Annotated in this window: 14 protein-coding genes; 8 read left to right on the top strand and 6 right to left on the bottom strand. The window is 62.6% G+C overall.

Translation table 11 applies throughout. The annotated features are described in order from the left end of the window. Positions 1–3: 3 nt before the first annotated feature. From C8D72_RS12590 to C8D72_RS12560, 7 genes are all read left to right on the top strand, one after another. Positions 4–1,305 (top strand): NAD(P)/FAD-dependent oxidoreductase, encoded by a 1,302-nt coding sequence (locus tag C8D72_RS12590; protein ID WP_245955252.1) that lies wholly within the window; start codon positions 4–6, stop codon positions 1,303–1,305. Next, on the top strand, positions 1,302–1,919 hold the full coding sequence (locus C8D72_RS12585; protein WP_115854772.1) for a DUF3261 domain-containing protein: 618 nt from the start codon (positions 1,302–1,304) through the stop codon (positions 1,917–1,919). Before C8D72_RS12590 ends, C8D72_RS12585 begins: the two co-directional genes overlap by 4 nt. Beyond that, the gene (locus tag C8D72_RS12580) at positions 1,916–3,094 is read left to right on the top strand and encodes a beta-ketoacyl-ACP synthase (protein ID WP_115854771.1); all 1,179 of its coding nucleotides are present in this window, start codon (positions 1,916–1,918) and stop codon (positions 3,092–3,094) included. The genes C8D72_RS12585 and C8D72_RS12580 overlap by 4 nt, the downstream gene beginning before the upstream one ends. Continuing rightward, entirely contained in the window at positions 3,087–3,548 is a 462-nt protein-coding gene (locus C8D72_RS12575; protein ID WP_245955251.1) for a hotdog family protein, read from the top strand. The genes C8D72_RS12580 and C8D72_RS12575 overlap by 8 nt, the downstream gene beginning before the upstream one ends. A 57-nt stretch (positions 3,549–3,605) precedes the next feature. Then, positions 3,606–4,328, top strand: coding sequence for a 3-oxoacyl-ACP reductase FabG (gene fabG / locus C8D72_RS12570; protein WP_115854770.1), 723 nt, complete (start codon positions 3,606–3,608; stop codon positions 4,326–4,328). A 99-nt stretch (positions 4,329–4,427) separates the two neighbouring features. After that, a complete protein-coding gene (locus C8D72_RS12565; RefSeq protein WP_115854769.1) occupies positions 4,428–5,027 on the top strand; it encodes a class I SAM-dependent methyltransferase in 600 nt (199 codons plus the stop codon). Positions 5,028–5,123: 96 nt separating this feature from the next. Then, a complete protein-coding gene (locus tag C8D72_RS12560) occupies positions 5,124–5,591 on the top strand; it encodes an excinuclease ATPase subunit (protein ID WP_115854768.1) in 468 nt (155 codons plus the stop codon). A 123-nt stretch (positions 5,592–5,714) separates the two neighbouring features. Here C8D72_RS12560 and C8D72_RS12555 read toward each other — a convergent pair whose 3' ends face one another. The 5 genes from C8D72_RS12555 to C8D72_RS12535 all read right to left on the bottom strand — a co-directional run bounded on the left by C8D72_RS12555 (position 5,715) and on the right by C8D72_RS12535 (position 10,837). Continuing rightward, positions 5,715–6,572, bottom strand: a complete 858-nt coding sequence (locus tag C8D72_RS12555) for a universal stress protein (protein WP_115854767.1) — start codon at positions 6,570–6,572, stop codon at positions 5,715–5,717. Between the two features lie 85 nt (positions 6,573–6,657). Beyond that, positions 6,658–8,157 (bottom strand): SulP family inorganic anion transporter, encoded by a 1,500-nt coding sequence (locus C8D72_RS12550; protein WP_115855123.1) that lies wholly within the window; start codon positions 8,155–8,157, stop codon positions 6,658–6,660. Between the two features lie 582 nt (positions 8,158–8,739). Then, on the bottom strand, positions 8,740–9,378 hold the full coding sequence (locus C8D72_RS12545) for a YceI family protein (protein WP_147301533.1): 639 nt from the start codon (positions 9,376–9,378) through the stop codon (positions 8,740–8,742). 94 nt (positions 9,379–9,472) lie between these two features. Further along, positions 9,473–10,228 (bottom strand): slipin family protein, encoded by a 756-nt coding sequence (locus C8D72_RS12540; RefSeq protein ID WP_115854765.1) that lies wholly within the window; start codon positions 10,226–10,228, stop codon positions 9,473–9,475. Positions 10,229–10,258: 30 nt separating this feature from the next. Then, on the bottom strand, positions 10,259–10,837 hold the full coding sequence (locus tag C8D72_RS12535; protein WP_115854764.1) for an NfeD family protein: 579 nt from the start codon (positions 10,835–10,837) through the stop codon (positions 10,259–10,261). 265 nt (positions 10,838–11,102) lie between these two features. On the opposite strand from C8D72_RS12535, the gene C8D72_RS12530 reads away from it, so the two are divergent. Beyond that, a complete protein-coding gene (locus C8D72_RS12530; protein WP_115854763.1) occupies positions 11,103–11,855 on the top strand; it encodes an adenine nucleotide alpha hydrolase family protein in 753 nt (250 codons plus the stop codon). Positions 11,856–11,885: 30 nt separating this feature from the next. Here the strand turns inward: C8D72_RS12530 and uxuA are convergent, their stop codons facing one another. Next, positions 11,886–13,067 carry a mannonate dehydratase gene (uxuA, locus tag C8D72_RS12525; protein WP_115854762.1) on the bottom strand — a complete coding sequence of 394 codons (1,182 nt, stop codon included), beginning with the start codon at positions 13,065–13,067 and terminating at the stop codon, positions 11,886–11,888. Positions 13,068–13,118: the final 51 nt, after the last annotated feature.

The raw sequence follows: 13,118 nt of genomic DNA, 5'->3' as shown, positions 1-13,118 counted from the left end.
GCCATGACAACTTCTGCATCACGCCTGACCGAGACCATGATGTCTGAAACAGGGACCCCCGAGCAGGACACCGATGTGGCCGTGATCGGCGCCGGGCCGGCCGGTGCCGTCGCAGCGGCCATGCTGGCCGACGCCGGCTATCGCGTCCTTGTGATCGAGGCGGCGCACTTTCCGCGCTTTTCCATCGGCGAAAGCCTGTTGCCACAGTGCCTGATGGATCTTGAGCGCGCCGGCCTTGCCGACATGATCACCGATGCCGGCTATCAGATGAAAAACGGCGCCCGCTTTGTGCGCGGCGACCAGCGAGTGGATATCGATTTCGAGGACAAATCGAGCGAGGGCACCGGGCAGGCCTGGCAGGTCGAGCGCGCCGACTTTGATCAGCGCCTGATCGAGGCGGCGTGTGCGCGTGGCGCCGAGGTGCGCTTCGGCCAGCGGGTCATGGCCTTTGACAGCGACCGGCACGCGCCGGCGCTGACCATTTGCGATGAACAGGGCCAGCAATGGCGGCTGAAGGCGCGCTTCGTGCTGGATGCCAGCGGTCTGGCCCAGGTGCTGGCGCGCCTTGAGGGCACGCTGGAAGAGACGCATCTGACGCAGCGACAAGCCCTTTTTACCCATCTGCCGCTCAAGCCGGAGGCCTGCGAGACGTACGCGTTTGACCGCACCAAGATCCAGATCGGACTGCACGCCCGTGCCAACGTCTGGTACTGGGTCATTCCCTTTGCCAACGGCCGCGCCTCAACCGGCTTTGTCGGCGCGCCTGACGAACTGGCACACCTGACCGGGCCTGATACGGATGAAGCGCCGGGCTTTCAGGCCTGCTTTGATGCCTTTAGTGAACTTGATGGCTGGCTTGATGTTGAAAGGCCCCATCGTCCCGTCGCCTCGCTGGGCGGTTACAGCCGCAACGTTACCAGCCTCACCGGCCCGGGCTATGCCATTCTCGGCAACGCCGGCGAGTTTCTCGACCCCATCTTCTCCTCCGGCGTCACCGTTGCGGTGCGCTCGGCCTACCTGGCTACGCCGCTGGTCAGGGCGCAGCTTGAAGGCGGTGACGCGGACTGGCAGGGGGATTTCGAGCGCCCGCTGCGCCACGGTATCGATACCTTCCGCGCCTTCGTGGAGGCCTGGTATGACGGCCGCCTGCCGGCCATCATTTTCCATCCCGAGCCGCCGGCCTACCTGCGACGCATGATCAGCGCCGTACTGGCAGGCTACGCATGGGATGACGACAACCCCTTCGTCAGCCAGCCGCGTCGCCATCTCGACACCCTGGCCCAACTGTGTGGACACGCCGCATGACAGCACTGCCCTTTCTGCCACACTCGCTTTCAGCGCGCCGCCTGTGGCCCTGCGCGCTCCTGCTGATCCTAGCCCTGCTGGCCGGCTGCAGCGCCCCGGCCATGGCGCCCCGGACCGCGCCCGGCTGGGAGGGCGAGGCGCAAACCCTCAAGCGCAAACTGACCATCACGCCCTTTGACGATGCGCGCGATGCGCAGACGCTGCTGTCGGTCATTCGTCTCTCCCCGGAAGGCCTGCGCGTGGTGATCGCCACGCCCACCGGCCAGCGTCTTGTCACCCTGATCCGTGATGACGAGGGCGCGCGCTACACCCAGTCAATCATGGACAAGCCGCCCTTCCCGGCGAAGTGGTTTGTCCAGCGCCTGGAGTGGAGCCTGCGCTCGGAGGCTGAGCTACAGGACGCCTTTCAGGGCAGTGCCTGGCAGGTGCGCGACCAGCGCTTCGAGCATGGCCGGGTGCGCGAAATTCTCGATGGCGACACGCTTATCGCCCGTATCGATACCATCAACACACCCGTGGATCAGACCCATGACGTGCTGACCGATTTTCAGATCGGCTATCGCATGGTCATCACGCCCTTTGGCGATGACAACAACGCCGGAGAGACCCCATGACATCCGCGCACTGTCGACTCTCATCCCCTGCCGTGATCTGCAGCCTCGGCGGTGATCACGACACCATTATCGACGCGCTGACCACCGGGCGGCGCGGGCTGACGGTCAGCGAACGCTACACGCCCGGCCGCATGCTGGCGCTGGGCGATGTCACGGCGGCGCTGGTTTCGGGTGACGCCTGGCCTGTCGAGCACGCCAGCCGCAACAACCGGCTGATCGCCACGGCGCTGAAGGCGCTCGGGCCACAGCTTGACGAGGCCCTGGCGCGTCATGCACCGCACCGTATCGCGGTGGTCATGGGCACCAGTACCTCAGGCATCTCGGAAACCGAGGCCGCCATTGCCCGCACCGGACCGGGCAACGACTTTGACGAGCGCTATCGCTATGCCCATCAGGAGCTCGGTGCGCCGGCGCATTTCATTCGCGCCCATCTGGGGCTGTCGGGGCCGGCCTGGACCATCTCCACGGCCTGCAGCTCCGGTGCCCGGGCGCTGAGTGCGGCGCGCCGACTGCTGCTGTCCGGGCAGGCGGACGCCGTGATTGCCGGCGGCGCCGACACCCTGTGCAACCTGACCGTTCACGGCTTTGACGCCCTGGGAGCGATCAGCGATGCGCCGTGTCAGCCGTTTACCCGGGATCGGTGCGGCATCAATATCGGCGAGGCCGCGGCACTGTTCATCGTCACCCGCGAGGCCGGCGGCGTTCAGCTCACCGGCTACGGCGAAAGCTCGGACGCCCACCACATCTCGGCACCGGCACCGGACGGCCAGGGCGCCATTACCGCCATCCGTCAGGCACTCAACATGGCCGGTCGCAGCCCTGGCGAAATCGACTATCTCAACCTGCATGGCACGGCCACCACGCACAACGACGCCATGGAAGCGCTGGCTTTGCATGATGTGTTCGGTGAGCACCCGCCGCCGGCCAGTTCGACCAAGGCGCTGACCGGCCATACCCTGGGCGCCGCCGGTGCACTTGAAGCTGCCTTTTGCTGGCTGGCGCTGGAACACGGCTTCCTGCCGCGCCACGTTCATGATCAAGCGCTTGATGAGACGCTGATGCCGCTGTCGCTGGTAGATGCCGATACCACCGGACAGCCGCGCGTGGCGCTCTCCAACGCCTTTGCCTTTGGCGGCAACAACGCCGCCCTGGTACTGGAGCGCAGCGATGGGTGAGTCCCGTACTGAGCAGCCCGGCTGGCCGCCCATGGCATCGCTGGTGCCGCATCAGGGGCCGATGTGTCTGCTCGATCACGTGGTGGACGCTGATGCCGAGCGCATCGTGGTGGCCGTCACGCCCTCATCAGGGGATCTTTTTGCCGAACCGCGTGGCATCCCGGTGCAGGTGGCGCTGGAGTGGATGGCCCAGGCCTCGGCCGCCTGGTCGACCCTGCAGCCCCGGGAGGGCGGCACACCCCGCCAGGGCATGCTGCTGGGCGCGCGCCGGTTCGAGGCCCGGGTTGATCATCTCCCTCTTGATCAGCCATTGGCGATCAGCTTAAGCGTGGACACCCTCGCCGACAGCGGCCTGGGCACCTTCAACGGCGTGCTCTATCGGCCCGGCGAGAACCCCGAGTATCACTGGTTGGCACGGGCCAATCTGAGCGTGCTGCAAACGGCTGCCGTGTAACGCTCGCCATCCCCCGGGCACTGCCTTTCATTTCCACACCCTTTATCGGAACGTGACATGTCACAGACCATCCTGATTACTGGCGCCAGTCGCGGCATTGGCCGGGCCACCGCCCTGCGTCTGGCCCGCGACGGCTTCGATATCGTCGTCCATTATCGCCACAGCGAGGCGCAGGCGCGCACGGTTGCCGATGAGATTATCGCCATGGGGCGCCAGGCGCGCCTTCTGCAGTTTGACGTGGGCGCGCGCGACGAGGCCCGCGCCTGCCTGGAAGCCGATATCGCCGAGCACGGCGCCTACTACGGCGTGGTGCTCAATGCCGGCTTTCATCAGGATGCGCCCTTCCCGGGCATGACGGACACACAGTGGGACAGCGTGCTCAATGTCGACCTGGGCGGGTTCTATAATGTGCTCAGGCCGCTGGTCATGCCCATGATCCAGCGCCGAACGTCCGGGCGCATCGTGGTGCTCTCCTCGGCGGCCGGCGTGATCGGCAATCGCGGCCAGGTCAACTACGGCGCGGCCAAGGGCGGGCTGATCGCGGCCAGCAAGTCACTGGCGCTGGAGCTGGCAAAACGAAAGATCACGGTGAACTGTATCGCACCCGGCTGGGTCAATACCGACATGACCGACAGTGTCGATATCGACATCAAGCAGATCGTGCCGATGCAGCGCATGGGGGAAGCCGAGGAGGTCGCCGGCGTCATCAGCTTTTTGTGCTCCGGCGACAGCAGCTACGTGACCCGTCAGGTGATTGCCGTCAACGGCGGGCTTTTCTGAAAAAATTGTTCTGATTGTGCTTTTTCAGACCGGCGTCAGGCAGGGCACGGCCTTCGCGTGTTTCGTATGATATCACGACAATAATCAGAGAGACGCCGCATGACATTCAAGGCAGCGCTGTATGACTGGACGGCCACGACCCTGCGTACGCTGGATCACCACGGTGTACGACTGCGCTATCCCTATCGTGACCGCATCATGCTTGAAAACAGCATCCTGCCGGCCATTGCACGCGATGAGAGCATCCAGCGTGTCCTGATGGTGGGCTGTGGCTGGTATACCCATCACTACCCGGCGCTGCTGGGCGAGGCCGAAGTCACGACCATCGACCTGGACGCGGCCAAGCGCTCCTTTGGCGGCGACAGCCATATCGTGGGCAACCTGACGTCGCTGAGTGAGCACATTGCTCATGAAGCGCTCGACGCCGTGCTGTGCAACGGCGTGCTGGGCTGGGGACTCAATGAGCAGGCCGATGTCGAGCGCGCCTTTGGCGCCTGCGTGGACTGCCTGCGACCGGGCGGCCTTTTGCTGCTGGGCTGGAACGACCAACCACCTTATAACCGGGTCGGCCCCAGGGATATTCCAGCCATCAATCGACTCGAGCCTGTCAGTGTCCCGGGTCTGGACGCGCATCGGGTGGTCGCCCTGCCGCGCAACCAGCACTGTTTTCAGGCCTTTCGCAAACCACTTTCAGACTGATCATCAAAGGTGCGCCGGTGGCGCGGTCTTTCGCAAACGTGTGTGACAGGCTACATTGTGCACCCTGCCTTTTTGATACCTCTCGGAGGATGTTCGATGACCTTCCACCTGCCCTTTAAAGTCTCCATGGCCGCGGCCATGACGGGCGCCCTGATCATGCTGGCCACGGCAGGCCCTGCACAGGCACGCAACACCTTTCTGATGCAGCCGCTGGCCGAGGTCATGACCCAGCCTGAAGCGCAGGAAAAGCTCGATCCCTCGATCCGGCTCTACTTTGCCGATCAGCAGCATCCGGCCATCCAGACCCGCCGTGGCGGCTTCTACAGCTCCAACAAGGTGCGGGCGGCGCTGCGTACCGATGCGGAGTCCTGCCGTCTGGCCGCCCTTCAGTCGCTGCTGGCCCTGCAGGATCGCGCCCGCCAGGTGGGGGCCGATGCCATCGTCAATATCACCAGCTACTACGAACAGCGCGCCAATCCGGACAGTCAGCGCTATGAGTGCCGTGCCGGCAACGTGGTCACGGAAGTGGCCTTCAAGGGCGACATGGTCACGCTCGGCCAGTAAGCCCTTAAGCACGTGTCAACGCTTTTCGGCCTGAAAAAGGGAGCCCAGGCAGGGCTCCCTTTTTGCATTCTTCCCTATCCCGCTGACTCAGCCGGATAACCCGCGTCGCCGGGCCAGCGTGCTTCAGATGTGTCGCATCAGGAGCACGGCCCCCGGCATGGCTTCCAGCAGCGTGTGGGTCTTGCTGCCCATCAGAAAACGACGCAGCGAGCTGTGCCCGTAGGCGCCCATGGCCACAAGATCGACCTCCTGCTCGCGGGCATAGGCCGGCAGCTTGCGCCCGGCATCCCCTTCAAGGGTCACCGCCCGGGCATTGAGCCCTGCGGCGTTGAGCAGTTCAGCGCCGCGCTCGGCCGGGCCTGTATCGGCCGGCTCGCTGACATGCACCACATGGGTTTCCAGACCTTCGAGCCAGCCCCACTGCACCAGGCGCGAGAGCTGCTCGAGCCCGCGCTCACTGCCATCCAGGGCGACCATGGCGCGTGCCGGTACCTGAAAGCGTTCCGGCGCAATCAGCATGGGCACATCCAGGTGCTGCGCCAGATCCTCCAGATGCGCCCCCAGTGAGGTGCTGCCCTCACCATGGTTGTGCTGGTGACCACAGCGTCCCAGTACCAGCAGATCCTCATTGGTGCACTGCTCGCGCAGGGTGGGGGCCAGGGCGCCGTGACGCTGCTGCAGCTGCGGGGTCAGGGTGTCATCCGTCAGCCGCGCCTTGAGTGCCTCGAGCATCCGGCGCCCTTCTTCGCGGGCCTGTCTGGCGACCCGCCCCTCCTCTTCGGTCCGCTCCTCCAGCATGCGTTCCCGGGTCCCCAGTCCGATCTGGCCGGAATAGTCCTCGTGAGTGAGGGTCTTCTGTTCCAGCACATGGAGAAGACACAGGGGCGCGCCGAGCTGGCGCGCCGCCCAGGCCGCATAGTCACCGATGGCGCTGTCGGCACGTGCCTGATCATCGAAGCAGGCAATGATGGTTCTGCTCATGAGAGTCTCCCGAAACGCGTGTCGTTGTTCGATTGTGGCTCATCCCGGGCGTCAGTGCCGCCGCCCGGGCTCGTAAACATACCGCTCAGTGACCACCCGGCTCGATAATGCCATCGGTCTTGTCATGCACGCCGAAGCGATCAACCATGGTCTGGCTGGCCTCGTTGAGCCCCACGACTTCGACATCGATGCCTTCGCGGCGGAATTTCATGACGATCCGGTCGAGCACCTCGACGGCCGTGACATCCCAGAAATGGGCATGGGTGACGTTGATATGTACCCGGTCCACGCCTTCCTTGACGTCAAAGGCATCGGCAAAGCGGGTGGTCGAGGCAAAAAAGACCTGACCGCGCACGTGATAGTCACGCTGCTGCACCCCGCCCTGCTCGGCAAGCGTGCTGTCGATCTGCAGGATACGGCTGATCTTGTTGGCAAAGAACAGCGCCGCCAGCAGCACGCCCACCAGCACCCCCATGGCCAGGTTATGGGTTGCCACGGTCACGGCGACGGTAGCGAGCATGACGATGTTGGTCGTCAGCGGCTTTTTGGGCAGGTCGCGAATCGAGCCCCAGTCAAAGGTGCCGATCGAGACCATGATCATGACGGCGACCAGCGCGGCCATCGGGATTTGCGCCACCAGCGGCCCCAGAAAGACCACCATGATCAAAAGCCCGACGCCGGCGGTCATGGTGGACAGCCTGGTCCGACCGCCGGATTTCACATTGATGACGGTCTGGCCAATCATGGCACAACCGGCCATGCCGCCCAGAAAGCCGGTCGCCACGTTGGCAATCCCCTGCCCGCGGCACTCGCGGTTCTTGTCGCTGGGCGTGTCGGTCAGATCGTCCACGATCGTGGCAGTCATCATCGACTCCAGAAGCCCCACCATGGAAAGCGTCAGGGCATAAGGGAAGATGATCATGAGCGTGTCGAGGTTGAGCGGAATATCAGGAATCAGAAACACCGGCAGGCTGTCGGGCAGGCTGCCCATATCGCCTACGGTACGCACATCAAGCCCCATGAGCATGGCCACGGTCGTCATCAGCACGATACAGACCATCGGCGAGGGAATGACCTTGCCCACCTTTGGCACGTAAGGAAAGAGATAGATGATGGCAAGCCCGCCCAGCATGATGGCGTAGACCGTCAGCGTGGCGTTGGCGCCGGTAATCTCCGGCAGCTGGGCCATGAAGATCAAAATGGCGAGCGCGTTGACAAAGCCTACCACCACCGAGCGAGAGACGAACCGCATCAGGTTGGCCAGCTTTAAATAGCCCCAGAGAATCTGTAAAAGGCCGGTCAGAATGGTCGCGGCCAGCAGATACTCAAGGCCGTGATCACGTACCAGCGTGACCATCAAAAGTGCCATGGCGCCGGTCGCGGCCGAGATCATCGCCGGGCGGCCGCCGGTAATCGAGATCACCACCGCCATCGAAAACGAGGCATAAAGCCCGACCTGGGGGTCGACACCTGCAATGATCGAAAAGGCGATCGCCTCGGGGATCAGTGCCAGTGCGACCACCAGCCCTGATAGAACGTCAGGACGCACGTTGGAAAACCAGTTCTGTTTTATTGAGCCTGTCATGCTCATCTTTCCCTTTTGCGGTTGAAAATTCATGGCGCCTGCGCAAGGCGCACGCTATTGCGATCGAAGCCCCGAGATCATGCATTCGAGCTCCGAAGGTAGATGGCCTGTCATGTCGCGGTGCCTGTTACACAGGCCATAAGCGGCATGAACGGCGGGTCTCGACAACGCCCCGCGATGTTTAAAACGTCATTGTCCTGTCGATGTCATGACAGGAACATGGAGCCGAGTGGCAGCACCCGGCGAGATGACGACATTGATTTCAAAAAATACGGAGATTTGACGCCGGAGACGTCACGACAAAAGCACTCGTGCGAGTGCGCCGCTCGGGTGAGCGGTAATCCCTGAAAGGCTCAGGGTGGCGTAAGGCGCCAGAGGGTCGTGACAGGCATCGAGATCATTGCTTCAACTCATTGTTGAGGTCATCAATTGCGGCGCAGTCTAACAGCAGGACATGCATTGTGCATCCCGAAATGGCCTGACTCCCTGCTGACACCTGGCCGAAAAAAGAGCCGTGATCGGTCAGGATCACGACCCTTGAAGCCGGGGCACAGCACGCGTTACGCCCCGTTGATACAGCGGTTACTGATCCTGCTCGGGCACGAATTCGGCCTCGATGCGCAGCGTGACCTCATCGCTGATGCCCTGCTCGTCGTCGGTGGGCATCAGGTAATCGATCGCGTAGTCACTGCGTTTGATCGTGGTTTCACCGCTGAAACCGATGTGATATTTCTCATCGAAGGGGTAGACCGCACCACGATTGAACTCGGCATCGATCTCGACCGGATGGGTTTGACCGTTGAGCGCCAGATCGCCAGTGATCGTGGCTTCATCGTCACCATCGATTTCGATGCTGGTCGAGGTAAAGGTGGCCGTGCCGTATTCTTCGCTGTTGAAGAAATCCTCACCCTGCAGGTGCTCGGTCAGACCGCTACCGGTCAGTACCTTGTCCAGCGGAATCTCGATGTTCAGGTTGCTGTCGGCGGCGTCTTCACCAAGTCTCAAGGAGCCGGACAGATCCACGAACTGGCCTTCATAGCGTGTAAAGCCATAGTGATCCACGCCCCAGGTGATCTTGGAGTGCAGCGGATCAATCATGTAATTGCCGGCCGGCACATCGTTGATATCGTCGGTTTCCGGCCTTTGCTGATCGGCCATGACCGGTGCGGCACTCAGCATGCCTGCCAGCACGGCAGCACTCAATACGGTCGTTTTTTGCACGTAACTCTCTCCCTCGATGATTCTTGATATAGCATTTTTAGCATAGATTAAATTAACGATGTTTGCGCCATGACTGTCGCATCAGCATCGTGATTCAGTCTTTACTGGCGCCACGCATCTGCTCAAAGATTTTGGTAATTTCCAGCGGCAGCGGGAACACGATGGTCGAGGCATTCTTGTTGCTCATGTCGCTCATGGTCTGCAGATAGCGAAGCTGCAGGGCGGCCGGATTTCGCGACATGATATCAGCGGCTTCCACCAGCTTCTCGGAGGCCTGCATTTCCCCTTCAGCAGCGATGATCTTGGCGCGACGTTCACGTTCGGCCTCGGCCTGACGGGCAATCGCGCGCACCATGTCCTCACTGATATCGACCTGCTTGATCTCGACGTTGGACACCTTGATGCCCCAGGCCTCGGTCTGCTGATCAAGAATGGTCTGAATGTCGTCATTGAGACGGTCGCGCTCGGAAAGCATCTCATCAAGATCATGCTTGCCCAGCACCGAGCGCAGCGTGGTCTGGGCAATCTGGCTGGTGGCCATGCCGTAGTTTTCGATCTGAATGATGGCACGCTCGGGGTCGACCACCTTGAAATAGACCACCGCGTTGACCCGCACGGTGACGTTGTCGCGGGAGATCACGTCCTGTCCCGGCACATCCAGCGTGACGGTACGCAGGTCCACGGTCTCCATCTTCTGGATCACGGGCACGATGAAAAAGAGCCCCGGCCCCTTCACCCCCTGAAAGCGCCCCAGAAAGAACACCACCCCGCGCTTGTACTCGGGCAGCACCTTCACCGAAGCGGCAAGAATGAAAACAAGGACAACAACGGGAATCAGATAGGTCAGCATGCGACGTCTCCCTGAAAGGGCCTGGTAGGATTACTCGGGCGTGGATGTGATTTGATCCGCGGAGGATATTGCGTCGTGCTCCAGCAGCAGCACCAGGCCGTGCACATCGCTGACCCGGCGCTGCTCCCCTTCTGCCACGGGGGTGGTGCTGCGCGCCTGCCACCGCTCGCCCTGAACGCGGACGTAGCCGTGATAGTCGCCCTGGTGATGCTCGGTAAAGTGACGGGTGGCTTCGGCCACGGCGCCGATCACCTCCTCGCGCCCGCCCATCGGTGTAATGCGCCGAAAGCGCAGAAAGCGCATCACGACCCACAGCAAAAAGCCGCCGAGCAGCAGTGCGGCTGCAATGACCAGTCCCATACCCAAAGCGCTATCTCCACCGGGCAACAGCCCCGCATTGACCATCATTGAAGCGCCGGCCACAAAGACCAGTAGCCCCAGCAGCCCCACCACACCAAAGGTCGGTGTAATGGCCTCGATACCGATCAGCAAAAGGCCCAGCAGCAGGATCAGAACACCGTCCTGGGCAGCCAGCGGCGTGGCTGCCCAGGCAGGCAGCGCCACCAGCGAGAGGAGGAGAAGGATCAGTATGCGGGGTGCAGGTTTCATTAGACCTCCCGGCAGGCGCACTGCATCAGTTATCCATGATCAACAGGGTACACCTGCCGACTGCGTTGTGTCTGAACGAATCGCCGGAAAGGATGAGCCCCCGTGATCGTCCTGTGGCAGGCCGGGGCCGGTAACGCGTATTGACCGGCATGCCCTTGATCTTTCTGGGCGCGACCTCCCAGAGCGCGCGAAACGGCCTAATGAGCTTACCTTGATATACGTTAGCTTCAGGACGCTTTCATCAACATCAATTTATGGAGTCCTTATGCGATCCCGGATAGAGGTGCTGTGGACAGGCGGCTGGGACTCGACCTATCGGGTCCTCTGGGCCGCAATGGTCGAGCAAACAACGGTGGTGCCGCACTACATCGTCGATCTGGGCCGGGGCTCCAGCCTGCGCGAGCTTCAGGCCATTTCCGAGGTGCGCGCGACGCTGGCCGGGATCGATCCCGAGGCCGCCGCCCGAATCGAGCCGCTGCGGATTACGCCGGTCACGGAAATTCCGGAGGATCCCGAGCTGAGCGCGGCCTACCACCGGCTGACGCAGCAGGCGCATCTGGGCAGCCAGTACGACTGGCTGGCCCGCTATGCCAAAAGTGAAGGGATCAAGCACCTGGAGCTGAGCGTCCATGTGGACGACAAGGCCTATTACTTTTTAAAGGGCAAGGTGGTGGCCACCGAGGAGGGCAGCTGGACATTCGATGATCGGATCGAGACCGACGAGGCCATTTTCCGCTTTTTCGACTTTCCCCTGCTGGAGGTCTCCAAGACGCAGATGAAGATTGAGGCCGAGCGTCATGGCTTCATCGACGCACTGGAGAAATCCTGGTTCTGCTACAGCCCCATCGACAGCGCCCCCTGTGGGCTCTGCAACCCCTGCCGATACACCATCGAGGAAGGCATGAGCTATCGCCTGCCGGCAAAGGCGTTGCGCCGTCACCGCACCCGCCATTTACGCCGGGCCGCCAGAGCGCCGCGCGCCCTGTGGCGACGCACGGTACGCATGCTCTCCTCCTGACCCCGAACGCCCCGGCCGTCATGCGGCCGGCTAAACGAGTGCCTGCACGGCGCACTCCACGCCACGAAGCTCGGCCAGCCCCTTTAAACGGCCGATCAGCGGATAGCCCGGGTTGGTCTGGCGCGTTTTGTCGTCGCAGAGCTTATGACCGTGATCGGGTCGCATCGGCAGGCGGGCACCACCACTTTCCCTGCGGCGTCGCTCCTCTCTGACCAGCTCGCCGATCACGCCGACCATGTCGACATCGCCGTCCAGATGGCCCGCCTCGATGAAACTCAAGGGGTCATCGACGTCGCGCCGCGTGGCGCGCAGATGCACGAAATGAATGTGCGGGGCGAACTCGCGGGCCATTGCCACCAGATCATTGTCCTCGCGCACGCCATAGGAGCCGGTACAAAACGTCAGGCCGTTGGCCGGACTTTTGACCTGATCGAGCACCCAGCGCGCGTCCTCGGCGGTCGAGACAATGCGCGGCAGGCCCAGCAGCGGGCGCGGCGGGTCATCCGGGTGTACCGCCAGACGCAGCCCGAGGCGCTCGGCCACCGGCACCACGGCCTGCAGGAAATGACGATAGTTGGCGCGTAGCTGATCCTCGTCGATGGCCTCATACGCCCCCAGGTGCTCAAGAAACTGCGCCAGGGTGTAGTGCTGATCGGCGCCCGGCAGCCCGGCGATCAGAGTGGTGACCAGCCGCTCGCGCGCGGTGTCCTCCATGCCCTCGAAACGCTGTCGCGCCGCCTCGATTTCAGCCTCGCTGTACAGTGCCCGGGCGCCGGGGCGCTCGAGAATGAACAGTTCAAAGGCGGCAAAACTTGTCTGGTCAAAACGCAGGGCCAGCCCGCCCGCTTCCAGCGGCCATTCAAGCTCGGTGCGCGTCCAGTCCAGAATCGGCATAAAGTTGTAGCACACCGTATCGATGCCGCAGGCCGCCAGGTTTTCCAGCGTTGCGCAGAATACCTCGATGGCGCGGTCGCGAGCCTCGGCATCCAGCGCCTGCTTGATCGCCTCCGGTACCGGTACACTTTCTACCACCGACCATGACAGCCCGGCGTTTTCAATCAGCTGCTGTCGCGCCCGGATGGCCTCGACCGACCAGGGGGTATCCGGGGCGTGACCGTGCAGGGCGGTGACGATGCCCGTCGCACCGGCCTGACGAATTTCTGAAAGCGTTACCGGGTCTTCAGGGCCGAACCAGCGCCAGGTATGTTCCATGCCCTTTATCTCCCTCTGCTGTAAATCCTGAAGTTATACGCAGTCCTTTGA

It is taken from the genome of Kushneria indalinina DSM 14324, from assembly GCF_003385845.1.
Classification (GTDB): Bacteria; Pseudomonadota; Gammaproteobacteria; order Pseudomonadales; family Halomonadaceae; genus Kushneria; species Kushneria indalinina.
The sequence above is the reverse complement of the archived record's forward strand: the minus strand, read 5'-3'. Positions and strand labels throughout refer to the sequence as shown.

Bases quoted from the DNA above. Each gene is read 5' to 3' on its own strand.
- C8D72_RS12540 (WP_115854765.1), bottom strand. From the start codon at position 10,228: ATGCTGACCTATCTGATTCCCGTTGTTGTCCTTGTTTTCATTCTTGCC.
- fabG (WP_115854770.1), top strand. From the start codon at position 3,606: ATGTCACAGACCATCCTGATTACTGGCGCCAGTCGCGGCATTGGCCGG.
- uxuA (WP_115854762.1), bottom strand. From the start codon at position 13,067: ATGGAACATACCTGGCGCTGGTTCGGCCCTGAAGACCCGGTAACGCTT.
- C8D72_RS12590 (WP_245955252.1), top strand. From the start codon at position 4: ATGACAACTTCTGCATCACGCCTGACCGAGACCATGATGTCTGAAACA.
- C8D72_RS12565 (WP_115854769.1), top strand. From the start codon at position 4,428: ATGACATTCAAGGCAGCGCTGTATGACTGGACGGCCACGACCCTGCGT.
- C8D72_RS12535 (WP_115854764.1), bottom strand. From the start codon at position 10,837: ATGAAACCTGCACCCCGCATACTGATCCTTCTCCTCCTCTCGCTGGTG.
- C8D72_RS12560 (WP_115854768.1), top strand. From the start codon at position 5,124: ATGACCTTCCACCTGCCCTTTAAAGTCTCCATGGCCGCGGCCATGACG.
- C8D72_RS12555 (WP_115854767.1), bottom strand. From the start codon at position 6,572: ATGAGCAGAACCATCATTGCCTGCTTCGATGATCAGGCACGTGCCGAC.
- C8D72_RS12550 (WP_115855123.1), bottom strand. From the start codon at position 8,157: ATGACAGGCTCAATAAAACAGAACTGGTTTTCCAACGTGCGTCCTGAC.
- C8D72_RS12530 (WP_115854763.1), top strand. From the start codon at position 11,103: ATGCGATCCCGGATAGAGGTGCTGTGGACAGGCGGCTGGGACTCGACC.
- C8D72_RS12585 (WP_115854772.1), top strand. From the start codon at position 1,302: ATGACAGCACTGCCCTTTCTGCCACACTCGCTTTCAGCGCGCCGCCTG.
- C8D72_RS12575 (WP_245955251.1), top strand. From the start codon at position 3,087: ATGGGTGAGTCCCGTACTGAGCAGCCCGGCTGGCCGCCCATGGCATCG.
- C8D72_RS12580 (WP_115854771.1), top strand. From the start codon at position 1,916: ATGACATCCGCGCACTGTCGACTCTCATCCCCTGCCGTGATCTGCAGC.